The following is a 22,460-nucleotide window of genomic DNA, read 5'->3' as shown; positions in this document are numbered from 1 at the left end:
AGTTCGAGTCAAGGGTCAATTTTGTTGGGGCTGGGGTGTGTTGCTCGAGGTGTCAGATGAGACTGGTGTTGCGAGTCGGTGAGAGACTGAACCGTGCCTGATCGACCTGAGATTGTCTGTATTTGCGGCTCTGCCCGATTCGCTGAAGAGATGCGGGAGGTGAACCGCGACCTGACGTTCGCAGGCGTCATCGTTGTCGCGCCGGGTGAAGCAGGCGAGGTGATCTCTGTCGAGCAGAAGGCACTGCTCGACGCGCTCCACTTGCGCAAGATCGACCTGGCTGATCGGGTTCTGGTCGTCAACCCAGGCGGATACATCGGCGAGTCCACGCGCCGAGAGGTCGCGTATGCGCGCGCCACCGGCAAACCAGTGTCGTTCACGGTGCCGTGTGATCAGTAAGCGCCTCTTTGGTGCGGTCGGCAACGAAGATCTCAGGCCGAGTCGAAATTCTTGTAGATCGTTATCCAGTCCCCGAACCCTCCAGCGCGTCGCGCTACGGGGCTCCCGCCTGCGCGCCTCATCCGAAATCGCATCACGCGACACGCATTGACACTCGCCCGCGAACTACCGGATCAGGTTTGGCAACACGCACTAAGTGCGAATGCCGTCGAGGTCGTGGACCGCGTGGCAGCAGGCATCGAGTAATTCGCGATCATGGCTGATGAGTAGTACGCCGGCATCGGTCTCAGCGGCGCGACTCTCGATCAACCGAATGAGCGTGGCCGTCGTCGCAGCGTCGAGCATCGCCGTCGCCTCGTCGCAGATGAGGTATTTCGGCTGTTGCGCCAGCGATCTCGCCAGGCAGGCGCGCTGCAGTTGGCCGTCGCTGACCTGGTGTGGTCTGCGGGACAAGAGATCGGGAGTGAGGCCCACTTCTGCGGCCAGCGCGACCACATCGATTGTCCTGCCGGCAATATCACCGGGTTGCCCGATGATCGAGGCGAGCGTCTGCCGAGGGTCGGTTGATGCACGAGGCGACTGAAACAGCATGGATACCGTGCCTCGCAACGTCGCAGGCACCGAGAATTTGGTACCCACGACAGGTGATCCGTCGATCCGCACCTCACCTGACCATGGTGCGTCCAGTGAGGCGAGAATTCTTGCAAGTGTGGACTTTCCGGTTCCCGACGGCCCGGTCAGGCCGATCAGCTTTCCCGACGGAATCTCGAGGGAGATGTTCTCGAGCACCGGTCTGTTTCGGTGGTACCCACTGGTGATTCCCAATGCCTGCAGACTCATGTCAGCCCACCTTCCGCAATGTTCGGTACGTGCGTTCGCCGAGGGTTACCAACTCGGTCGGTCCACCGGACTGTTTCGACTCCGGGCGTCGTAGGTGATAGACGCACTCGTCGGGGAGATCGGTCAGTTGCGGTGGCGAGCCGGGGATCGGATTCAAACCGCGGGAAGGTAAGGCGCCGAGTAGGTCTCGGGTGTAGTCGTGGAGTGGATCCTGGAACACCAGAGTAGCCGGACCGGTTTCCATGAGGCGTGATGCGTACATGACGGCAAGTCGATCCGCGACGCCGCTGCGGGTAAGGGATGCCAGGTCGTGGGTGATGAGCAGGACTGCCGCCCCGGCGTCCGCGCACTCGCGAAGCAGGCTCATGACGTGGTCGGTGAGTTCGCGGTCGAGGTTGGCGGTGGGTTCGTCAGCCACGATCACCGATGGATTCCCGGCCAACGCACCGGCAATGGCGACGCGTTGCGCCATGCCACCCGACAGTTCGTGTGGGTAGCAGTCCAGAGCCGAGGGCTCGAGTCCGACGCGAAGCGCCAAGCCGTCGCAGGTGTGATCGCTGCCGAGCGCGTCGATGGTTTCTTGCAGTTGCGATCTCGCAGTTCGAACGGGGGTGAGATGTGTTGCGGCAGATTGCGGAACGAGCGCAGTATGTCGCCCCCGGAACGCGGTGCCGGAGAAGACATCGATCTCCTGATCGGGGGTGCCAACGGTGACCGTTCCAGTTCGAGAAGCTGTCGGCGGCAACATGTTCATGACCGAGGTGGCGACGATCGATTTGCCACACCCGGATTCGCCGACGAGTGCGGTCACGGTGCCGGCCGGGACCGAGAGGTCTATGTCGCTCGCGGCGTGGACTACGGATCCTCCGGGTAGAGGGATCCGGACGGTGAGGGATTCGATGCGTAGGCCGTGGTTCACAGTCGCAACTCCGAAGGTCGTGGGGGAGTGAGCATCGACCGCAGGGCCGAACCGGCGACTGCAACTGCGACGGTGGCGATCACGAGGACTGCGGCGGGGAATACCAGCGTCCACCAACCGCCGAGGAGCAGGGAACTGCGTGCCTCTTCGAGAAGCGTTCCTAGACTGGGCTTGTGCGGGGGAAGGCCGAAACCCAGGAAGGACAACGTAGATTCGTGCCAGACGGCGTGGGGTAAGAGGAGAACAACCGCGATCAAGGCCTGCGGCGCCGTCGCCGGCACGAGGTGGCGCATGATCACGTGACGCCGACTTGCCCCCGCCAGAATGGCGGCGTCGATGTACGGTCGTTCGCGCAGACTCAAGATCTCGGAGCGGATGATCCGGGCCACTTGGGTCCAGTGGGTCAGTGCGATCGAAAGCACGATGGCGGCAATGCTTCCGCGGAACATCGCGACGATGACGATGCCGAGCAACAGGTGGGGGAGTGCGTTGACGGCGTCGGTGCCGCGCATGACGAACCTGTCCACCCAGCCGCCGACCAGCCCGGCCGTGGTACCGACGGCGACGCCGATCACCGTGGCGAGCAGCGCACAGGCGAGCGCGATGAGTAGCGAGGTTCGAATGCCTGCAGCTATGCGCACGAACAGATCTCGTCCCGCAGAGTCTGTTCCGAACGGGTGATCGAAGGATGGAGCTAGGCGGGCCGCCGAGAAGTCGGTGACTCGGTCGTCGACGTCGGCCAACCATGGGACCAGCGCCGCGTACAGCGCAACGAGGATCAGCACGCCGAGGGCGATCTTGAAGCGTCGCTCAGCCATCGGTACTCACTCTCGGGTCGAGTACTGCAACCAGGACGTCGGCAAGTAGTGAGCCGAGCATGACCGTCAATGTTGTACCGACGGTGAGGAATGCGAGTAGGGCCATGTCGAGGTCACGGGCAGAGGAAACGATGGCGCCGGCGATCCCCGGCCAACTGAAGACCTCTTCCACCAGCACTGCCCCGACTATCAGCTCGGGCAATCGCACGCCGACGATGTTCACGAAGGGTGCCAGTGATGTCGGCAGTATGTGGCGCTTCGTAATGGTCGGCGTCGGGATTCCGCGCGCTACTGCGCCCGCGACAAACCCTTCGCCTTTCGATCCCACGACGGATTCTCGGACGGCGAGGAGGAGCCACGGCATCTGCGAAATGGCGAGCACCGTCACCGGTAGGACCAAGTGTCGGACGACCTGTCCCGGTGTGGGATCGGCACCCCCGTCGGTCAGTCCGGCGACCGGGAGCCAGCCAAGAGTCAAAGCGAAGAGCGCGATGGCCCCCAGCGACAAGACAAACGGCGGAAGTCCCTGAACGACGACGCTCAGCCCGGACACGACCTTGTCCAGGAATCCTCCACTACGGATTCCGGCGAGAACACCGAGTGTCAGCGAGGCGAGAATCGCGATGAGGAGTGAGATGCCGACCAGCAGCAGGGTCCACGGCAGACGTTCGGAGATAACTTGGGAAACAGGCTGATTGAACGATCTGGAAATTCCGAGATCACCGGTGAACACCCCCTGAAGCCAATTCCAGTAAGTGCTGTACCAGGGGTTGTCGAAACCCATCTGGTCGGCGATCAACGCTTTGTCCGCGTCGCTGGTCGTCATGTATCGCGTGCCGAGATAGCCCACCAGTGGATCGAACGGTGAAATCGCGGCGGCGGCAAAGAGTCCCGCGGACACCACGGCGATCACGGGCACGATGAACAACACCCGCCGACCGACCATCGTGAGGATGGCCTTTCGGCGGGAGTTGTCACGGTGGCCCCGCGACGCCGGCGCGTCTGCCCGAACGTCGACCGCTGTCATTGCCCTCGGGCCCACGTCTGCAGTGACCACCACGGACCCCAGGTCACACCGTGTGAGTGTGGCTCGAGTACCGGTCCGGACATCTGCCAGTCGGAATCCTTCGATACGTACGTATGGTCAAGGAAGACGAGGATGACAAATCCAGGATCTTCGACGTACGCCTGCTGAACGTCGCGATACGCGGCGTCACGCGTTGCCGGATCGAGGCTGCGGCGTCCTACTTCCAAACCTGCGTCGACTGCTGGATTGGAGTAGTCACTGGCGTTGTCGTAGATGCTGCCGACCCCGGGTGCGATGTACTTCGAGTTCAGTGCGTCGTACGCCTGTGTGTCAGGGTCGAATGGTTCGTCGCCGCCGCCGAGAAGTGTCGAATCCTGGTTGATGCGAGGGTCTATGCGGTCCCAGGAGAGAGCTTCGAGATCCACCTCGATGCCGACAGCAAGAGCGTCGGAGGCAAATGCCTGAGCGAGATCACGTCGGACGGTGTCGACGGAGTTGTACATGATCGTGAACTGCGCGCGCCGTCCGTCCTTCGAACGGATTCCGTCGGCACCTTCGATCCAGCCGGCCTCGGTCAGAATTCGCTCGGCCTCGGCCGGGTCGTAGGCGAAGGTCGCGTTCGGGTTGTACGAGTCGCCGTAGACCTCGGGGATCGGAGTGGCGGCAACTCTGCCGTGTCCGCCCAGGACGTTGTCGATCATCGACTGGCGATTGGCGGCGAGGTTGAGCGCCATACGCACGGCTTTGTCGCCCGCCACGGGATTGTTCGTGGGGAGTGAGAGGCCGCGCCAGTCTGCCGACTGATGGGCTGTCACGGACATGTTGTCTTTGCCCGAGAACGTATTGGCAAGCAGTGGAGGGAGATTGGTTCCGTCGATCTCACCGGACACCATTCGTTGGGCGCGGGTGTTGTCATCGGGAACGTAGAGAAGAGTCAGCTTCTTGATCTCCGGCGCGCCGTCCCAGTAGTTCTCGTTCGCCTCGAAGACCGCCCGATCCGGTGAGAGGTCGACGAGTGTGTACGGACCCGTACCGACGGGCGCAGTGTTCAACGGTGACTCGGCGGCGAGCCCGGGTGTCGCGAGGGACTCCGACGGAACCATGCCGATCAGCATCTTCGTCAGCAACGGCGCATACGAGTAGGCGAGGCGAAACTCGACTGTGCTGTCGTCGACGGCCACGACATCGCTGATCATGTCGTACGACGACCGCGCCTCCGAGGCGGAAGCGGGATCGAGGATCGCCTTGTACGTGGCAACCACGTCTGCCGCATCGAAGGTCGATCCGTCGGAGAAGGTGACCCCGTCGCGGAGCTTGACCGTCCAGACTGTCGCATCGGCGTTGGCCGTCGGCATCTCTGCGGCCAAGGACGGCTCGAATCCAGGCATACCGGTGCCGCCGGTGAGCCGGACGAGACCGTCGTACATCTTGGCTTCACCGGCAGCACCGAAGCCTGCGACCGGGTTGTAGCCGCCCAGTTCGTAGCCGTCGGCCAAGACGAGGCCGTCGTTGTTGCCCGAAGAGTTGGTGCCAGTCGGGCTACTGCACGACGTGATCAGAAGTGCGCCGATTGCGGCGGTTGCGGTGAGCGTCAGAACGCCTGGTTTGTGGAGTTTCACGGGTGTCCTTTCCTTGGTGGACAGGTGTCCGAAAACATCTGTTCACCTATTCAGGTATTCATATGATCTCATCTCGAAACGGATATTTCGCACAAAGGCCGAACCCTGCGACCTTGGCCCCACCCGTAGCACTCCGAGAGCGCTGTTACCGCAGGCCGTAGTCTGTTCCCCGTGCGCGTACTAGTAATCGGCTCCGGAGCCCGTGAACATGCCCTCCTTCTCTCTCTTGCTCGCGATCCAGGTGTCACGGCCCTGATCTGCGCGCCTGGCAATGCCGGGATCGCAAAAATCGCCGAGCAGCACCCCGTCGACGTCGCTTCGGGTGACGCGGTTACCGCGCTGGCCAAGAAAGTCGAGGCCGACCTCGTCGTCATCGGACCCGAGGTTCCCCTGGTTCTCGGTGTCGCAGATGCGGTGCGCGCAGCAGGTATCGCCTGCTTCGGGCCGTCGGCCGACGCCGCCCGCATCGAGGGCTCGAAGGCTTTCGCCAAGGACGTGATGGCTGTCGCCGGCGTCAAGACCGCACACAGCGAGATCGTCGACAATCCGGCAAAGCTCGACGACGCACTCGACCGCTTCGGACCGAACTGGGTGGTCAAGGACGACGGACTGGCTGCAGGCAAGGGCGTTGTCGTCACGACGGATCGTCTCGCCGCGCGCGATCACGCCGCTGAACTGCTCGAGACCGGACACCCGGTTCTCCTCGAGTCCTTCCTCGACGGTCCGGAAGTTTCGCTCTTCTGCCTCGTCGACGGCGAAACCGTGATCCCGTTGCTCCCGGCGCAGGACCACAAGCGCGTCGGCGACGGCGATTCCGGACCCAACACCGGCGGCATGGGCGCGTACACACCGTTGCCGTGGCTGCCCGACGAGATGGTCACGCAGATCGTCGACGACGTGGTCAAGCCCGTCGCTGCCGAGTTGGTGGCGCGCGGTAGCAGCTTCTCCGGCCTTCTCTACGCTGGTCTCGCGATCGGCGTCGACGGCCCGGCCGTGGTCGAATTCAACTGCCGGTTCGGTGACCCCGAAACTCAGGCCGTGCTTGCTCTCCTCGAAACGCCGCTCGGCGGTCTACTCAATGCAGCCTCGACCGGAACCCTCGATTCGGTCGGTCCGTTGCAGTGGCGCGACGGTTCCGCCGTCACGGTCGTGATTGCTGCCGAGAACTACCCGGCAACCCCGCGCACCGGCGACGTGATCACCGGAGCCGACGCCGACGGAGTCCTGCACGCCGGTACCAAGAAGCGTGAAGACGGTGCCGTCGTCTCGGCCGGTGGACGTGTGCTGAGTGTTGTCGGGGTGGGCAAGGACCTGACCGAAGCTCGTGACGACGCCTACGCAAAGATCGCCGACGTCAAGCTTCCCGGCGGTCATTTCCGCAAGGACATCGGACTCGGCGCCGTCGAAGGTCGTATCTCAATTCCCTGACTCGTTCTTTCGGAGGGCCGGTGAACTTTCTGTTCATCGGCCCTTTTCGTGGAAAATCAACGGTTCCTCGAAGTTACCCACGAGTATGGACTTCTCGTTCGGTTTCTCCCGGTATATCTCAGCGCGGGGGTCACGGAAAGAGAAGGGCACACTTGAGCATTCGCGCTGGATCCAACGAACGGCACGCACGTACCAATTCCACGCTCTCGCGTAGAAACTTCTTGGCAGCAACAGGATTAGCTGTGGGCGCCGCTGCGCTCTCGTCCTCGTGGACTACGGCGGCCGCTGCGCCCAGGCGAGCATTGAACGACGGAGACCGTGTCCCCGCGCTTGTGATCGGGAGCGGATACGGCGGGGCCGTTGCGGCACTTCGGTTGACGCAGGCCGGCATCGACACACACATGGTCGAAATGGGGAAGTCGTGGACCACACCAGGGTCCGACGGCAAGATCTTCTGCCCGATGCTCTCGCCCGACGGTCGATCCTTCTGGCTCAGAGACCGTACAGTTCAACCGGTTTCACACTTCTCCGGCGGCTCGGTGGACAAGAACATCAGCCGGTACGTCGGTGTCCTCGACGCCGAGGACTTCGGCGGGATCAAGGTCTACCAGGGCCGAGGGGTCGGCGGTGGGTCGCTGGTCAACGGCGGTATGGCTGTCACACCCAAGCGCAACTACTTCGAAGAGATCCTGCCCGGGGTCGATTCCAACGAGATGTACTCGACGTATTTCCCGCGGGCCAACGCCGCGCTCGGAGTCAACAACATCGACCCGGCATGGTTCGAATCGACCGAGTACTACAAGTTCGCGCGGACCGGGCGAAAGACCGCTGAGAGATCCGGTTACACAACAACGTTCGTGCCGAATGTCTATGACTTCAACTACATGAAGCAGGAAGCTGCCGGCCAGGTCACCAAGTCCGCCCTGGTCAGTGAGGTCATCTACGGCAACAACGCGGGAAAGAAGTCTCTGGACAAGACGTACCTCGCTGCGGCATCCGCCACCGGCAAGCTCACCATCTCAGCTCTGCACGTCGTGACCTCGGTTGCCCCGGCCGCGACCGGCGGTGGCTATCAAGTGGTGATGAATCAGATCAACGAGCAGGGCAACACCGTCGGCACCAAGACGGTGACGGCCGACAAGGTTTTCTTCGCAGCCGGCAGTATCGGCACCAGTAAGCTCCTGGTCGCGATGAAAGCGCAAGGGCAGCTGGCGAATTTGCCGGGTGCTGTGGGCCAGGAATGGGGTCACAACGGCAACGTGATGGTGGGGCGCGCCAATCACATGTGGGACGCGACCGGTGCGAAGCAGTCTGCGATCCCGGTGATGGGTATCGACAACTGGGCCGATGCATCCGCACCTGTCTTCGCGGAAATCGCACCCTTCCCGGCCGGTACCGAACTGTGGGTCAGCCTGTACTTGGCGATTGCCAAGAATCCGCAACGTGCTCAGTTCCAATTCAACTCGGCAACAGGCAAAGTCGGTTTGAACTGGCAGCGTTCGCAGAACCAGCCGTCGATCGACATGGCGAAGAAGCTCTTCGACAAGATCAACAAGAAGGAAGGCACGATCTACCGGACCGACCTCTTCGGCCCGACGCAGACGTGGGGCGACCAGTTGACGTACCACCCCCTCGGCGGTTGTGTGCTCGGCAAGGCGACAGACGGCTACGGTCGTCTGCCGGAGTACCCGGGTCTGTACGTCATGGACGGATCCCTCGTTCCGGGCAATGTCGGAGTCAACCCGTTTGTCACTATCACCGCTCTGGCCGAACGGAATATCGAGAACATCATCGCGAACGACATGAACTAGAGCGGCAACCCGCGGTCAGGTGCGGTGGGATCGACTTCCACCGCACCTGTTCGGCGTGGGTAGCGGTTACAGTCACCTGGACAGACGACGCTCGATCCAGGGATGTAGACGTGAGGCGGACAAAATCCGAGATCGACGGTGATTGGCTCCGGTGGGGCGTGCCGTCGAACGACGAGTTGGTGGTATCCGAACACGAATTAGACGACGAGCCCGAGGATTTGGTTCTGTGGGGTGGTGCGTCGAGTGCTGATCAGCCGGTGACGTGGGAAACCCACGCACACCGATCGAACGAGATTCTGTTCCCTCGTTCCGGCATTGTGGTTGTACGCTCGGGCGCTCAGATGTGGACGTTGCTGCCGGGCAGAGGGCTGTGGATACCGGCGCTGGTTCGGCACTCGGTACGCGTTGCCGCGGGTGCGCAATTCTTGACCGTGTATTGCGCTGTAGGGCAGGGACCTTCGCTCGGTGATCGCCCGGTTGCCGTGCACGGCACGCCGCTTCTGTACGAGTTGTTTCTGCATCTGAGTGCTCGCGAGATGCCGGACGAAGCGAGGCGCCGCGCCGAGCGAGTGTTCTTCGACCTCGTTGTTCCCGGCGACGAGCGCGGAGCGATGAAGATTCCCGATTCGGGGCCGGTCGGCCGGATTGCGCGCGACCTGTTGTCCCAACCGGACGATCCACGCAGTTTCGAAGACTGGGCGAACGAGATCGGTGTCAGTACCAGCACTTTGGCTCGTCGATTCAAAGTAGATACCGGCGTCAGTTTCGGCCAGTGGCGCGTGCTGCTTCGGATGAACGTGGCGATGTCCCTGCTCGGCCAAGGTAGTGCGGTGGCCGATGTGGCAGAGCAGATCGGATACTCGACGCCGAGTAGTTTCGTCGCCGCCTTCAAGCAGTCCACAGGTGTCACGCCGATGGCATTTCGAAAGAACGCGGACCGCTGATCGGATTTCGATATTCTTTGACAAAACTCCGCGATTGCGTCAACTCCTGATCCGCTCTGCCGTTAGCCATGTAGGCGAGGCTTACTTTACTTTCCGGGTTCGGGGTCCTCTCGAAACCCGCTCGACAGCATGGGGCAGAAGTGATCGATTTTGTTGCGCCGCGTTCCCAACGCGGTAGCAGGGCCATCTTCATGGCTGTGGCAGTGGCACTTTCGGCGGTGCTGGCAGCGTGTGGCACCTCGACGACCGACACGAAGTCCGACGGTGAAGCGTGGACGTATGTAGATGCGCGTGGGCAGCAGATTTCGCTCGACAAGGTCCCCGAACGCATTGTGGCGACGGCGGACACCGCGCCGGTGCTACTCGAATACGGCGTCGTTCCGGTCGGCATCATCGGATTCTCCAGGCTCGACGAATCCACGTTGAATGCATTCGACTTCAGCGGAATCGCCCATGTCAGCGAGACCGACACAGATATCAGTGCCGAGAAACTCCTGGCAGTGGACCCGGATCTCGTCATCGACATCTGGAGTTCGTACAACGGTGGGAACTTCGGCAGCATCTGGGGCGACGATATCGCTCGCGTCGAAGAGGTTGCTCCCATTGCCGGCGTCAAGATCACCGACGGGGCGCAGGCGGCGCTGGACAGCTTCAGTTCGTTGGTCCAGGGTATCGGCGGCACCGACACCTCGCCGGTCTACGCGGCGAAACGGGAAGAGTTGAGTGCACTCGGTGATCGGGTGCGTGACTTGGCCACTTCGCGGTCGAATATCTCTGTTGCATACGTGATTCCGTTGGAGTCGAGCCTTGACTACGCGGTGCCGGGATGGACTCCGCTCGGAAGTATTCTCGAAACGATGGGCGTCGAATTCGCCAAGCTCGACAGCGAGGACGGTTTCTGGGCATCGGCGAGTTGGGAAGAGCCGGGCGTCTTTCCGGCTGATCTCCTCCTGATTCCGCCGACTTGGTCGGATGCACCGGAGCTCAATTCGCCGACTTTCACCAGGCTTCCCGCTGTGGTTTCGGGTCAGGTTGCGTCGGTCGAACTTCGTACGGGGTACAGCCTGACGGGCATCACGGAGCAGATGAAGCGTTTTGCCGACGTCTACGAGAAGAGCGGGAAAGTCACCTGAGCAGCGTCACCGCGGTGCGTGATCTCGCAATGCTCGATTGACCCGGTCGAGGATGTCGATGGCAGCGGACAATGTGTCGAGGTCGCCCTCGTCGAGGGACTCCAGTTCTCCGGCGAGGACACCGATGCGTAGTTCGGACCGACGGTCCCGTCGCGCGCTTCGCTCGTCCTTCACGTAAAGCGTGCTCACTCGGCCGTCCGTGGGATCTGGCCGTCGCTCGATCAGGTCTTTGTCGGAGAGTGTGCGCACCAGTGTGCTGACGGTGTTCGGGCGTCTGGAGAGGCGATCTGCGACAGCCCCGATGCGAGTGCCCGGATGGTGCGCAACATCGTGAAGTACTTCGGATTGTGCCTCGGGCAACGTCGCGTCGGTGCCCGATGCGTCCATGTATTCGCGCAGCGCCCGACGTAATTCGAAGGCCGCAGCGATGACTGATCTCGATGCTTCTTCTGCGGTGGGCACGCGATCAGAGTAGCGATCAATCCCGTCTGATCCGCGCCCTGGAACTGTATCTGACACAGATATAGTTTACAGTTCCCCAAAGGGTAGGGTCACCTAACCGTGACGGAGGACGACTCTGTCATGCATCACGACGTACGGGACACGATCATGAATTTTCGAAAGAAGTCACGCAGTGCACTGCTGATCGGCGCACTGGCCTTGGTGGCGACTCTCAGTGGCTGCTCGAGTGAGGACGCCTCGACAGCAGATACTGAGATCCGAGCGTCGGCGCCGACCGACTCTGCGTTTGTCGCTCCGCGAGAAGTCCCGGCCGGCATGGGGAGCGGGAAGTCGGACGGCGAATTTCCCCGCACCGTCTCACACTTCAAAGGGGACACCACGATCGAATCACAGCCGCAGAAGGTTGTGGTGATCTCGACCGGACAGGCCGACGCGCTTCTGTCCCTCGGTGTCGTGCCGGCAGGTTCGACGCGTGGTGACGGTGCGGACCTGGTGCCGCCGTACCTGTCGGCCGCATACCCCGAATACCGAACTCAGCTAGGTGATGTCGTCGACGCAGGTGGGCGCTTCACACCGAACTTCGAAGCGATCGTCAAGCTCGATCCTGACCTGATCTTGATGAATGTTGCAGGGAAGGATGCTGATTCGCTGTACGACCAGCTTTCGGCGATCGCACCCACCGTGGCAACGCAGGGGACCGGCGTCAACTGGAAGCAGGACTTCCTGCTCGTTGCGGACGGAATCGGCAAGACACAGCAGGCGACGGTACTACTGGACACCTTCAATGCGGATGCCGCAGCCCTCGGTGCTTCCCTCTCGTCGCCGCCGACGGTGTCGTTCACCCGCCAGAACGGAAATCGGCTGCGCATCTTCGGCATTCCGTCGTTCACCGGCAGTATCGCCCAGGATGCGGGCCTGACGCGTCCGGAGTCACAGCAATTCGACGACACCTCCCGAGACATCAGTGAGGAAGAGTTGAACGTGGCGGACGCTGATTGGATCTTCTACGGAGTGCAGGGCGGGGACCCGGCGACGTTGACGAACGCGCCGTTGTGGGCGCAGTTACGTGGTGTGGTCGCCAATCACGCCGTCGCTGTTGACGATGGCGTCTTCTACCTCAATACCGGGCCGACTGCGGCTCGTGAAGTGCTGAAGGTTCTGCAGAGCACACTGCAGCAGTAGGCCGTGTCAGGGATGGTTTGCACAATCCACTGGATTGCGTCGTGTCGGCGGACACAATTTGTCAGTGGGTACTAATACAGTCGCGGCCATGGAAATCGATGACGGTGGGGGTCAGTCCCCGACGCGGCCACGGCTTCGTGACCTTGTCGGTGCTGTCGGTCGTGCTCGGACAGCGCTCGCTACCGCGTTGGCGGATCGCGACAGTGCGTTGGCCGAAGCGCACAATGCTGGTGAGTCTTGGGCGGTGCTGCTGAGCCAGTCGGGATTGTCTGCAACGGCGTTGCGGAATGCCATTGCGCGGGGTCTTCGCCATGATTCTCCTGCGCTGGTCGGTGACGGGGTCTGGCTGGCAATCGATGACGAAGGAACCAGATTTCGCGACGACGCGATCCGAGTCCGTCAGCTACCCGATCGACGTTGGCTCGTCGAACTATGCTCGCCGGCTGTCGCAGATGCGGTCCTGGTCGACGGATGTGTTGACTTCGAAGCGCGGTCGCGTGTTCGTGTGACGGCCCCCGCAGGGCGGCGCGTCGGAATGCTCCCGAGCGGTTTGGAAACGGAATGGTCACTGGCACCGGGGTTTTCCGGATCAGCACTAGTGGTCTCGATGATTCTGAGCCTAGATGGGCTGCGCGTCGAATCGACCGAACTGAGACGAACGATCATTTCCCAGGGGCAGATAGTGGTGGTAACCCATCGCGATGCCGATCACCTTCTCACAACGGGAGCGGAAAAGAACCTCGTATACCAATCGTTGGTCCCGATGCATAGCGTCGTTCAACAGATGACCGGAGGAGGTGTGCAACAAGTAGCCGCACAACAAATCGTGGCGGAGATTGCGACTGCGGCGAATCTTGCTGCCACGCGGTGGGCGGTGAAACGGGGCTTGAAATTCCTGCGCGGAGTTTCTGGAGGGTACATGTTCGCTTCGAGCACTATCGGCGCTCACGGTCAGATCAGCAACCCCCTGCGACGGTACGACAGTCTCGTCAATCAGCGTGTGGTGCTGGCAGAAATCGAAGGGCAGCCGTCGCCTTACGATGAAGACAGTCTGATCCGACTCGGCAAATCTCTCCGCAGTAGCTCTTCCCCCGTCGTTTACAGCGTCGGAAGCGCCAAGCATGACCTTCGGTCATTCTCCCGTGCGGGTATTCATTCTGGCCGCGAACTCGCGCAGGGCTCGCGAGCAACTGTCGACGCGCCAATCTCTCACAGATCAGCACCGACATTGGTACTCGAAGAGTTTCGCGAGCGGCGAGCAGCAGGTCTGCTTTCATGGCATGATTTCGATCTCCTGCTCAGCGCTGGGGACAAGTGGGAAACATTGCAGGAGGAGATGATTCCCTGGATGCGGGCGAATCGGCCGGATATCGTCCACGAACTCCTGAAGAATCTCGCATTGCGGGCCGACATCTCGATCGAGTTCGAATTCACACGGCCGGACGCACCGATCAACACGGCAGCGTGTGCGTGTCGCGTCTTGTTGAACGGATTTGCGACGGAATGGAGCGTGCTTGACGCCGATCCGTCAATGGACCGCCCGGCCGTACAAACGAGGAAAGGGGTGCGCCACGCTGCCGCATGGACTGGCGTCCAGGCACTCCTCGGTCGTGCGGATTACGTCGATATCGCCGAGGACCCGGTATTTCCGTCGATACTCAGCGATCTCGGTTTCGACGGTCCGCCGTCGATGTTCAAGAACCTTGCCTGGCGCGCTTCGCAATCCAATCGGCCCAATGCGACGTTCCACACGGAGGACGTCAGTACTGACGACCAGTCGCCGATTTTTCGTTGCACTGCAATCGGTCTGGGACAGGAAGCAGTCGGCGTGGGTTACCGACGCGGACTCGCCAAGGAGCGTGCCGCCCACGCGCTTCTAAATCAAATCCGGAGTTTCGAGCAGTCCGCGGTCGACACACTTCAATCGACAAGTAGTTAGCCAACTATTGTTGATGAGGTTTACCGCAGAGTACCGGATTCAGAGCTCCGCTGGTGCAGGCGAGTGTCATACGAATGCCCTGTCTCGAGTCTCAGATTGGGCATGGCGAGGCCTGCGGGTGTGTCCGTCAAGGGATAGGAATACTGCCCCGCCCACAGTGACTGCAAGCGTCGCGAGAATGGCTCCGCCGATGACGTCGGTGAGCCAGTGCGCTCCCAAGTAGAGGCGAGTGAGCGCGACGAGGAAGGTGACCGTCACGGCGAGGAGCATCAGAAGGCGTTTGACGGCCGGTGTTCGGTCGATGCTCACAACGAGAACCGCGATGCCGAACAGCGCTGCAGTGCCGGTCACGTGACCGGACGGGAACGAGTGGCCGGTCTCGAGAAGTACCTGGATATTGGTCGGCGGACGTTCGCGACCTACCAGCGCCTTGATGACTGTGCTGGCAACCGCTGCACCGCCAACGGTTCCGATCACGATCAAGCCTGGAACTACCGAACGCGCTCGCCACGAGATGAGCACGCCGCAAGTGATCCCGAGCAATGCGGTGGCGACAGGACTGCCGAGATCTGTGACTGCGACCGCGATCTGGTCGAGGGCGCCGCTCCGATGATCGACCATCCAGTCGGTTACCGGCCCGTCGAATCTCGTCAACCACCCGTTTCGATATACCTGGATCGACAGCGTCACCAGTGCAAGCACGAGTCCGCACGTGCGGAGGACTGTAGACCGAACGCTGGATGCTCGGTAGATCGAACCGAACGCGAACAGTGCTGCGGCTACCACGATTGCGGCAACCGCAATTTCCGCGGTAGTGCTTTCGGTCAGGACTTCGGTGACCACGTTTCGCACGGTCGACACAGTTGCAGGCATGAATGCAGTGTGACGATCCGAAGCTGAAGAAACGCTGAACGGAACTCGGTCATGGGCCAACCGTCTGCTCTACTGGGTGCATCCGAACAACTGTGTGTCGACGAAACGGGGCCGGTGGTGCGAGTACTGGTGGTCGAAGACGAAGTGCGCCTGGCCGAGACGATCCGGCGGGGACTCGTGGCCGAGGGGTTTGTGACCGCCGTCGAACTCAACGGGGACGACGGATTCGCGACTGCCTGCAATGACGAATTCGACGTGATAGTTCTCGACATCATGTTGCCGGGTAAACATGGATACGACATCGTGCGGGACCTACGCGCCCGGGAGATTTGGACGCCGATCCTGATGCTGTCCGCGAAGGACGGCGAATACGACCTCGCTGATGCTTTCGACCTCGGCGCCGACGACTATCTGGTCAAGCCCTTCTCGTTTGTCGTCCTCCTCGCGCGGCTGCGCGCTCTGGTGCGGCGCGGCGCTCCGCAACGTCCGGCGATACTCGCAATAGGAGACCTGTCCCTCGACCCCGCCAAACATCTGGTGAGCCGAGCGGGAAGCGAATTGACCTTGACGCCACGTGAGTACAGCGTTCTCGAGTTCCTGATGCGCAACAACGGAGTTGTGGTCACCAAGAGCGAGATCGTCCGCTCCGTCTGGGACCGCAACTACGAAGGTGACGAGAACATCGTCGAGGTCTATATCGGTTACCTACGTAAGAAGGTCGACCTGCCGTTCGGAACTCACAGCATCGAAACCGTTCGAGGTGTCGGGTACCGCTTTGTCGGGACTGCCTGATCCTCAGTCGTTCGGTACCGGAATTGTCACCTCGAATCGACTTCCGCCGCCCACTCTTTCGCTGACGGTGATGGTTCCGAGATGCGCCGCAACGATTTCCGACGCGATGGCGAGTCCAAGTCCGGACCCACCTCCTTGTCTCGACCGTGGTTGGTCCAGGCGGACGAAGCGTCCGAAGATTCGTTCGCGTTCTGCTGCAGGGATTCCGGTCCCATCGTCCTCGATCACGATGTGGGCGTCGTGGCCGACTTCGGTGCACTCGAGATGCACGAGAGTCTCGGCGTGCCGCACCGCGTTGTCGACCAGGTTGCGTACCATTCGCCTCAACGCTCGGGGGTCTCCGGAGACGCGAACCGGAGCCACGGCAGCGGTGACCTTGACCTCGGAGAAACCGTCGATCCTCTTCTTCTCGGCGAACAAGATGTCGTCGAGGTCGACATCGACGGAGGTACTGATCTTTTCGAGTTCGCTTTCGTCCGAGCGCGCGAGAATCAACAGATCCTCGATCAACTGCCGCATCCGGCGCACCTCGGGAAGTAGTGCGTCTTCGATCAACGCGTCGTCGAGGAGATCCGGGCGACGGTGTGCCAGTTCGAGAGCCGTCGTGATCGTGGACAGCGGACTACGTAATTCGTGTGAGGCGTCGCTGACAAATCGTTGCTGGGCCAGTGCGCCTTCGTCGAGGCGCGCAAGCATGTCGTTCATTGTTGTTGCCAGCCGGGCTATCTCGTCGTTCCCAGCAGGGACGGGTACTCGTTCACCCTGTCGACTCGAAATCGAGGCCACCCGAGCGCGTATGCGTTCGACGGGAGCGAGGGCCGAACCGACCAGGCGGTAGGTGGCAAATGCGGCCAGCGCCAGAACCAGAGGGCCGACGATGGCCAGCAGAACGGCAACGGTGATGACCACGGTTTCAACCGGTTCGCGGTCGGCACCGACGAAGACGGTGACCGGTCCGGTCGGCGTCCGAGCGCCGCGTCCGACCAGCCAGTAGTCCTCGTTGTCCGACTCTTTCACCCGTCCGAAGGTGTCCGACTCGTCAGGGCCGAGAAGCTGTTCGGACAGAAGGCCACTCTCGGTTCCGGGAGATTGGGCGACTATTCGGTGATCGGCGTCGACGATCTGCACGATTCCGATCTGACTGTCTGTGGACAGAAGCGAAGGGTCGAGATCGGCCGGGTTCTTTCCGTTGAGTTGCTGGACCAACTGCGTGGCGCGAGCTTCGGAGCTGTTCAGCGCGGACAGATGCAGGGAGTTCGCCAGTACGAAAACCAGTGCAAGCCCGGCGATCACCAGGCAGAAGGCGATCACGAGCGTCGATGCCACGGTCGAACGGGCACGCACGCTCCACCGGGACGGGTGCAGAATCGACTCGCCGATGAAGTTCATGGCGTCCAGTCTGTACCTTCGCAGCTGTGCTTTTACGAAGACGGGTGACGCGGTCCCGTAATCGGACCGCGTCACCCGTCTACAGGATCACGCCACTCGCTTGGCGGTACGGCCGCCGAATTCGAGCATCACGGCGCGTCCGGTGTCATCGGTGACAAAGCGTCCCAACGCCCGGGTGGTGTCGGCCCGCGCAGCGAAGTCATGGTCGTTGACGAAGGCGATCGGGATCGCCGGCGGCCAGACGATGTCCTCGTATTCGCCGAGATCCTGCGCGCTACCCATCCGGATGCCGATTCCCTCGTCACCGGGGGCGACGGTCATCGTCAGCGAGCCTGCCTGATACTTGCCCAGGACTGCGTCGACGGCAGCGGGTTCGGGCTCGACCACGTCGAGGGATACCGGCGCGGGTAGTTCAGTGAGGTTGGCCATGGACCAGTCGACGATCTTCTTGCCGATTCCGCCGCCGAGTGCGTTGGTCAGCACGGTGACGGCGAACTTCTTTTCGGGCACCGTCATGAACTCGGAGACCTGGAGATTGCTGACGTTTCCGCCGTGCCGGACGACCTGCGTGGTTCCGTATCGAGTCAGCAGCCATCCCAGGCCGACTTCCTCGAACATCATCGCGGCGGGACGCTGAGGCTTCTGCATCAGCAACCGGGTGGATTCGTCGAGTGGCTGCCCTTCGCCGGGGTGTTCGCCCGACAGCGCGTAGCGTGCCCAGACGAGCTGGTCTCGCACCGAGGACCACATTCCGCCGCAGGGCGTCATGCCGCGGTCCAGTCCGGTTTCGTTGGATACGAACGGCACACCGTCGCGGATGTAGTGGCCGAGTGCGAATCGGTGGGTCATCACGTCCCAGGGCAGGAACGCCGAATTCTTCATTTCCAGAGGGTCCAGAACACGCTGCTTGACCAGCTCTTCGAAGGTCAGTCCGCTGATCTTGGCCACGACATGTCCGGCGAGAACGAATCCGGAGTTGCTGTAGGAGAATACTTCTCCGACGGGGAACTCTTGTCGCAGTTCGTTCAGCCGTGAAACCGAGCGTCCCAGGGCGTCTTCGCCCCAGCCTGCCGAGAGGCCCGCGTCGCCGGTGAATCCGCCGGTGTGGGTCAGGAGATGACGCATCGTGACCGTGCGGGTGGCTTCTTCGTCGGCGAAGGTCAGTTCGGGTACGTACTCGACCACTGGGGTGTCGAGGTCGAGCAGTCCGTCCTCGACGAGTGCCATCGCGGCTGTTGCGGCGAACACCTTTGTGGTGGAGCCGATCATGAACATCGTCTTGTCGGTGACCGGGAGCTGGGTTTCGACGCTTTCGATGCCACTGGTGACGACGATGTCCTTGTCACCGTGCACGATACCGACCGAGACGCCGGGGATGTTCGCCTCGACCCTCCACTGATCGACGAGTTCTTGAAGCTGTTCTTGCATCTTTGATTCCTCGAGTTCGCTGGCGTTCTGTGTTTCGGCGTTCTGTGTTTCCGCAATGGTAGGTGTATCGGTCATGGTCACGCGTTAACCCGTGGTAGGAAGCGGAATCCGACGTACACGCCGTCGCGGTGCGGCCGTACCGTCGTCCAACCGGCGGCTCCCGGTTGACGGGTGGTCCAGGTTCCGGGGATCTGCGACGGTACGAGAGTGGCTACCGCTGCAGGCTTCTTCGGAGCTGTTTCGTCTTCCTCGGGATTCGGGATGACGTCGCCGATGACGGTGATCACGGCTTCGTCAGCGGACTCTCCGCGACGGAACTCGATTGCTATTCCGCCCGAGCTGTACTTACCCAGAACCGAATCCGGAATCGACTCCACACTCGCGGGGTTCGGGGCGAGGGCTTGCGGAGGTTCGAGTCCGACCAACGCGGCCGCGGCTTCGGTGAAGAGATCGCGGTAGAGGCCGTCTGCTTTGCCGCCGCTGGTCAGCAGCGCGATCGCGACATTGTGGCGGGGGAAGATACGCAGATAGGCATGCTGCCCGATGGTGCTGCCGTCGTGCCCGAAAATTTCTTCGCCCGACCAGGTTTCGTGGAACCAGCCCAAGCCCCAACCCGACTTGTCCGGGAACAGATCGCTGATGTCGATTTCGGGTGTACGCATCGCGGCGGCTGATTCCTCCGACACGATCCGCACGCCGCCGACGCTCTGTCCTTCGAGGAGTCCGAGTTCGGCGAACGTGAGTAGATCTCCGATGCTGGCAGTGATGCAGCCGGCCGGCCCCATCGAGCGCGTGATCGGCCAGACGGGCATCACGACAGAGTTTCCCGTATGTCCTGCTGCCACAGAGTATCTCGGAGCATCTCCGGTCAGCGTGAGTGTGTGCTCGAGGCCGAGCGGATCGATGATCCGCTCCTTGAGGATGTCGTCCCAGATGCCTCCGCGAAGGACCTCGACGATACGAGCTGCAAGGACGTACGCGGAGTTCGAGTACGCGAAGCCGTCCTCGAGGGGATGAACCTGACGGAAGTCGCGCAGGCCCTCGACGTAGCGTTCGACGACGTCGTCTCCGCGACCCTTGTCGATGAAGAGGTCACCGTCGATTCCGTTGCGATGGTTCAGAAGTGCGCGAACCGTGATGCGAGCGGCTGTTTCCTCGTCTTGCAGCGCGAAGTCGGGAAGGATCGACCGAACGGTTGCGTCCAGGTCCAGCAAGCCCTCGTCGACCAGCTGCATGACCAGCATCGCGGTCCACACCTTGGTGATGGATCCGATCTGGAACAGGGAGTCGGTGGAGACCTCGACCCCGGTGTCTGCATTGATCACGCCGGAAGCCACCGTCGTACGGGTGATTTCCTTACCGCTGGAATCGAGTGTGAGAATACCGAATTGAGCACCGGTGACGCCGTAACGCTCACAGAGTACGTCGAGTGAACGCTTCCATGCATCGGCTCCGGCAGACGCGTTGGCCAGGCCGGTCTTGGGCAGCTTCGCCGAGGTGTAGCGCTTCACCCACTCGATGAGCCGTGTGCTGTAGTCGATTCGGTGCGCGATCGAGCCGTTGACGAGGAAACCGTGGCTCGCGCCGGGATACGCCACCAGTCGGGTGGGGACGTGCTGCTGGCGCAGCGCCGCGAACCAGGCCTCGGCCTGACCCAGCGGGCACCGCTCGTCCGACTTTCCGTGCAGGATCAGCGTCGGAGTCACCACGTTCTTCACGGAGGCGAGGGGCGAGGCAGCCAGGAGTTTGGCGGAGTTCTCGGGGACAGTCGTTCCGGTGGCCAGTGAGGCGAGGTGCGGACCGAAATCGCAGACTCCGGCCATGGCGTTGAAATCGCAGATCAGCCCGCCGGCCACAGCCGCGGCAAAGCGATCGGTCTGTGAGGTGAGGTGGCAGGTGCTGTATCCGCCGTAGCTGTACCCGGTGATCGCCAGTCGGTCCCCGTCGACAAGTCCTTCGGCGACAAGAGCGTCGATCGGCTCGAGGAAGTCAGCTTGGTCCGAGGTGCCCCAGGCGCCGTTGACGGCGTACATGAAGTCCTCGCCGTACCCGTCCGATCCACGTGGATTGAGGGTCAGGATGCGCCAACCCTGCGCTGCGAGAACCTGGTGGGCGGGGTGATAGGTGTCGGCAACGCCCGTCCATGCGTTGTGCGGCCCACCGTGAATGTCGAGCAGAAGTGGTGCGGCGCCATCGGTTTCGGGAGCGGACAGCAACCAACCGTGCACGGTACGGCCGTCGGAGATGGTGAACTCGCGTTCCTCGGCGGCAAACAGGGTCACCTCGGGGAGTGCTTCTGCGGTGAATTTCGTCAGCGTGGTGACAGCGCCGCTGTCCAGATCGACGAGTGCGACCTCACCGAAGGATTGCTGTGTGGTGACGATGACGGAGGCGACGCGCGCGTCACGGGCAACGGAGAGCGCCGCGACGACCTCGTTGGGATTGGCGACGAGGGAGCGGGAGGTGCCGGTTTCGATGTCGACGGCGTACAGATGCGTCCATCCGCGATCGCGCAGGCAGAACACGATCTCGTCGCCGGTGTTCGACAGTGCCGGTGTGCCACCGGGGTAACCGGGCGCGCCGGGCATCACGTTGCGATCGAGATGAGCGGTGAGGGTGACGTCGACCGGTGTCTCGATAGGGCCGGGGACGGACAGACGGATCAGGTCTGCAGTTCCGACACGGACCTCGGGGGTGCCGATGGCGACAACCGAATCTCCGTTCGGGTGCCAGAGCGTCGAGCCCTGCACCCCGGTGGCGTGACCGAGTTGCTGCGGCGGAACCGACAGATCGTCGACGAGGATGCGGTAGGCGCTGAACGTGAGGTTCAGATCGCTGTCCGGTTCCAGATTCGCGGTGAAGGCGAGAGCCTTGCCGTCCGGTGACCAGGACGGAACGTCTGCATTCCAATCACCGTCGGTGAGCCGTCGAACTGCCTTCGTCTCCAGTTCGACGGTGTGCAGGTGGCGCCGGAAGGTGCCGAGCCAACCGGCACCGTCCACCTTGTATCCGAGTCGGTCGGTGACGATGGGCGCATTCGGATCGGTGGAGTCCGAACGTGAGACCACGGCGGCGAATGCAATGGCTTTTCCGTTCGGGCTCCAGGCCGCTGCGCCGGCACCGAGGGGGAGTGATGCTGCTGTGGTGAGGGTTTCGGCCTCGCCGCCGGCGAGCGGGATCAGGTGCAACTGTGCGGAGTCGCCGACCTTGCGGAGGAAGGCGATCGACGTTCCGTCCGGAGAGAACCGCGGGGCCGAATCGGCAGGTCCGGCAGTGAGGCGACGAGCCTGGGAATCGCGGGACACCGCCCACAATGATGTAGTTGCCTTTCCGGCAATTATTTCCGAGCGAACGAAGACGACCACGGTGCCGTCGGGAGAGATTGCGGTTTCAGTGGGTGTGACCACACGGTGGAGGTCGTCGAGAACAAATGGACGGTCAGTCATGTAGATCCTTC

At 62.1% G+C, this 22,460-nt stretch carries 18 protein-coding genes; 8 read left to right on the top strand and 10 right to left on the bottom strand.

The features are described from left to right. The first annotated feature begins 150 nt into the window (after window positions 1–150). Window positions 151–399 carry a hypothetical protein gene (locus tag ACFT1A_RS22750; RefSeq protein ID WP_378448867.1) on the top strand — a complete coding sequence of 83 codons (249 nt, stop codon included), beginning with the start codon at window positions 151–153 and terminating at the stop codon, window positions 397–399. A gap of 192 nt (window positions 400–591) precedes the next feature. Here ACFT1A_RS22750 and ACFT1A_RS22745 read toward each other — a convergent pair whose 3' ends face one another. From ACFT1A_RS22745 to ACFT1A_RS22725, 5 genes are read right to left on the bottom strand one after another with little or no spacing between them, the layout of a single operon-like run. After that, a complete protein-coding gene (locus ACFT1A_RS22745) occupies window positions 592–1,239 on the bottom strand; it encodes an ABC transporter ATP-binding protein (protein WP_378448866.1) in 648 nt (215 codons plus the stop codon). 1 nt (window position 1,240) lies between these two features. Continuing rightward, on the bottom strand, window positions 1,241–2,158 hold the full coding sequence (locus ACFT1A_RS22740) for an oligopeptide/dipeptide ABC transporter ATP-binding protein (protein ID WP_378448865.1): 918 nt from the start codon (window positions 2,156–2,158) through the stop codon (window positions 1,241–1,243). Further along, window positions 2,155–2,976 (bottom strand): ABC transporter permease, encoded by an 822-nt coding sequence (locus ACFT1A_RS22735; protein ID WP_050655415.1) that lies wholly within the window; start codon window positions 2,974–2,976, stop codon window positions 2,155–2,157. Before ACFT1A_RS22735 ends, ACFT1A_RS22740 begins: the two co-directional genes overlap by 4 nt. Continuing rightward, window positions 2,969–4,003, bottom strand: a complete 1,035-nt coding sequence (locus ACFT1A_RS22730) for an ABC transporter permease (protein WP_378448864.1) — start codon at window positions 4,001–4,003, stop codon at window positions 2,969–2,971. The genes ACFT1A_RS22735 and ACFT1A_RS22730 overlap by 8 nt, the downstream gene beginning before the upstream one ends. Further along, a complete protein-coding gene (locus tag ACFT1A_RS22725) occupies window positions 4,000–5,622 on the bottom strand; it encodes an ABC transporter substrate-binding protein (protein ID WP_378448863.1) in 1,623 nt (540 codons plus the stop codon). The genes ACFT1A_RS22730 and ACFT1A_RS22725 overlap by 4 nt, the downstream gene beginning before the upstream one ends. 171 nt (window positions 5,623–5,793) lie before the next feature. Here ACFT1A_RS22725 and purD point away from each other — a divergent pair, with 171 nt between their 5' ends. The 4 genes from purD (at window position 5,794) to ACFT1A_RS22705 (ending at window position 10,938) form a co-directional block, all read left to right on the top strand. After that, complete coding sequence (gene purD / locus ACFT1A_RS22720; RefSeq protein ID WP_347871725.1) at window positions 5,794–7,050, top strand: phosphoribosylamine--glycine ligase; 1,257 nt, start codon at window positions 5,794–5,796, stop codon at window positions 7,048–7,050. A gap of 242 nt (window positions 7,051–7,292) precedes the next feature. Then, a complete protein-coding gene (locus tag ACFT1A_RS22715) occupies window positions 7,293–8,861 on the top strand; it encodes a GMC oxidoreductase (RefSeq protein WP_378448879.1) in 1,569 nt (522 codons plus the stop codon). A 110-nt stretch (window positions 8,862–8,971) separates the two neighbouring features. Continuing rightward, the gene (locus ACFT1A_RS22710; RefSeq protein WP_378448862.1) at window positions 8,972–9,805 is read left to right on the top strand and encodes a helix-turn-helix domain-containing protein; all 834 of its coding nucleotides are present in this window, start codon (window positions 8,972–8,974) and stop codon (window positions 9,803–9,805) included. 191 nt (window positions 9,806–9,996) lie between these two features. Beyond that, on the top strand, window positions 9,997–10,938 hold the full coding sequence (locus ACFT1A_RS22705) for an ABC transporter substrate-binding protein (protein WP_378448861.1): 942 nt from the start codon (window positions 9,997–9,999) through the stop codon (window positions 10,936–10,938). 6 nt (window positions 10,939–10,944) lie between these two features. Here the strand turns inward: ACFT1A_RS22705 and ACFT1A_RS22700 are convergent, their stop codons facing one another. Further along, window positions 10,945–11,400: a MarR family winged helix-turn-helix transcriptional regulator gene (locus ACFT1A_RS22700; RefSeq protein ID WP_378448860.1), complete on the bottom strand. Its 456-nt coding sequence runs from the start codon at window positions 11,398–11,400 to the stop codon at window positions 10,945–10,947. A 147-nt stretch (window positions 11,401–11,547) separates the two neighbouring features. On the opposite strand from ACFT1A_RS22700, the gene ACFT1A_RS22695 reads away from it, so the two are divergent. Further along, window positions 11,548–12,582, top strand: coding sequence for an ABC transporter substrate-binding protein (locus ACFT1A_RS22695; RefSeq protein WP_378448859.1), 1,035 nt, complete (start codon window positions 11,548–11,550; stop codon window positions 12,580–12,582). 88 nt (window positions 12,583–12,670) lie between these two features. Then, the gene (locus ACFT1A_RS22690) at window positions 12,671–14,521 is read left to right on the top strand and encodes an RNB domain-containing ribonuclease (protein ID WP_378448858.1); all 1,851 of its coding nucleotides are present in this window, start codon (window positions 12,671–12,673) and stop codon (window positions 14,519–14,521) included. Window positions 14,522–14,587: 66 nt separating this feature from the next. Here the strand turns inward: ACFT1A_RS22690 and ACFT1A_RS22685 are convergent, their stop codons facing one another. Beyond that, the gene (locus tag ACFT1A_RS22685) at window positions 14,588–15,394 is read right to left on the bottom strand and encodes a phosphatase PAP2 family protein (RefSeq protein ID WP_378448857.1); all 807 of its coding nucleotides are present in this window, start codon (window positions 15,392–15,394) and stop codon (window positions 14,588–14,590) included. 117 nt (window positions 15,395–15,511) lie between these two features. On the opposite strand from ACFT1A_RS22685, the gene ACFT1A_RS22680 reads away from it, so the two are divergent. Further along, the gene (locus ACFT1A_RS22680; protein ID WP_378448878.1) at window positions 15,512–16,186 is read left to right on the top strand and encodes a response regulator transcription factor; all 675 of its coding nucleotides are present in this window, start codon (window positions 15,512–15,514) and stop codon (window positions 16,184–16,186) included. A 3-nt stretch (window positions 16,187–16,189) separates the two neighbouring features. On the opposite strand, the gene ACFT1A_RS22675 is transcribed toward ACFT1A_RS22680, so the two are convergent. The 3 genes from ACFT1A_RS22675 to ACFT1A_RS22665 all read right to left on the bottom strand — a co-directional run bounded on the left by ACFT1A_RS22675 (window position 16,190) and on the right by ACFT1A_RS22665 (window position 22,449). Beyond that, window positions 16,190–17,575, bottom strand: coding sequence for a sensor histidine kinase (locus ACFT1A_RS22675; protein ID WP_378448856.1), 1,386 nt, complete (start codon window positions 17,573–17,575; stop codon window positions 16,190–16,192). Window positions 17,576–17,662: 87 nt separating this feature from the next. Beyond that, on the bottom strand, window positions 17,663–19,078 hold the full coding sequence (locus ACFT1A_RS22670; protein ID WP_378448855.1) for a serine hydrolase domain-containing protein: 1,416 nt from the start codon (window positions 19,076–19,078) through the stop codon (window positions 17,663–17,665). A gap of 2 nt (window positions 19,079–19,080) precedes the next feature. After that, window positions 19,081–22,449, bottom strand: a complete 3,369-nt coding sequence (locus tag ACFT1A_RS22665; RefSeq protein ID WP_378448854.1) for a serine hydrolase — start codon at window positions 22,447–22,449, stop codon at window positions 19,081–19,083. Between the last annotated feature and the right edge of the window lie 11 nt (window positions 22,450–22,460).

It is taken from the genome of Rhodococcus sp. NPDC057135 (assembly GCF_042670865.1).
GTDB lineage: Bacteria > Actinomycetota > Actinomycetes > Mycobacteriales > Mycobacteriaceae > Rhodococcus_F.
This window is presented reverse-complemented; position numbering and strand designations above follow the sequence as displayed.

Coding starts and splice junctions, on each gene's coding strand:
- ACFT1A_RS22690 (WP_378448858.1), top strand. CDS start 12,671: ATGGAAATCGATGACGGTGGGGGTCAGTCCCCGACGCGGCCACGGCTT.
- ACFT1A_RS22750 (WP_378448867.1), top strand. CDS start 151: ATGCGGGAGGTGAACCGCGACCTGACGTTCGCAGGCGTCATCGTTGTC.
- ACFT1A_RS22745 (WP_378448866.1), bottom strand. CDS start 1,239: ATGAGTCTGCAGGCATTGGGAATCACCAGTGGGTACCACCGAAACAGA.
- ACFT1A_RS22730 (WP_378448864.1), bottom strand. CDS start 4,003: ATGACAGCGGTCGACGTTCGGGCAGACGCGCCGGCGTCGCGGGGCCAC.
- ACFT1A_RS22695 (WP_378448859.1), top strand. CDS start 11,548: ATGAATTTTCGAAAGAAGTCACGCAGTGCACTGCTGATCGGCGCACTG.
- ACFT1A_RS22685 (WP_378448857.1), bottom strand. CDS start 15,394: ATGCCTGCAACTGTGTCGACCGTGCGAAACGTGGTCACCGAAGTCCTG.
- ACFT1A_RS22675 (WP_378448856.1), bottom strand. CDS start 17,575: ATGAACTTCATCGGCGAGTCGATTCTGCACCCGTCCCGGTGGAGCGTG.
- ACFT1A_RS22670 (WP_378448855.1), bottom strand. CDS start 19,078: ATGACCGATACACCTACCATTGCGGAAACACAGAACGCCGAAACACAG.
- ACFT1A_RS22705 (WP_378448861.1), top strand. CDS start 9,997: ATGGCTGTGGCAGTGGCACTTTCGGCGGTGCTGGCAGCGTGTGGCACC.
- ACFT1A_RS22735 (WP_050655415.1), bottom strand. CDS start 2,976: ATGGCTGAGCGACGCTTCAAGATCGCCCTCGGCGTGCTGATCCTCGTT.
- ACFT1A_RS22665 (WP_378448854.1), bottom strand. CDS start 22,449: ATGACTGACCGTCCATTTGTTCTCGACGACCTCCACCGTGTGGTCACA.